Source organism: Neisseria sp. P0021.S005 (assembly GCF_051956955.1).
The window spans coordinates 1-501 of sequence record NZ_JBQCWY010000916.1 but is presented as its reverse complement, the minus strand read 5'-3'; the positions used below and the strand labels follow the sequence as shown (position 1 = coordinate 501).

Sequence of the window (501 nt, the reverse complement as noted above, 5' to 3'; positions counted from 1 at the left end):
CCACTAGAGACCCCCTCAGGCAAGATCGAGATTTATTCTGAGCGGCTAGCTGCGATGTCCGAAGCGTGGACGTTCGGCACCTTCCGCAAGAAGCTGGCTGGTGACAAACTCACTGCACTGCCGGAATACGTCGTCACCTGGGAAGGCCCCGAGGAGGCCAAAGCCTCCAAGAAATATCCGTTCCAGGTGATAGGACACCATTTCAAAGGACGAACCCACTCCAGCTATGGCAATGTTGACTGGCTACTGGACGCTCATCCCCAGACTGTCTGGATCAACACTCGAGATGCCCGAGCTAAAGGTATCACCAATGGCGATCAAGTCTTTGTTTACAACGACCGCGGTACCATCCGGCTACCGGCCCGTGTCACCGATCGTATTGCACCCGGCGTTCTCTCAGTGCCGCAGGGCGCTTGGTACCGCCCCTTGAGCAACACAAAGGTCGCCCCGCCAAGCAAGGCCAATCCCAAGCAACCGGTCGACATCAATGGAGCCATGAAT

At 56.7% G+C, this 501-nt stretch carries 1 protein-coding gene; it reads left to right on the top strand.

The features are described 5' to 3' along the window. Positions 1-54 precede the first annotated feature (54 nt). Positions 55-501, top strand: a 447-nt coding sequence (locus tag ACTHUE_RS20145) for a molybdopterin dinucleotide binding domain-containing protein (protein WP_440424294.1), incomplete at its 3' end; no start/stop codon positions are given.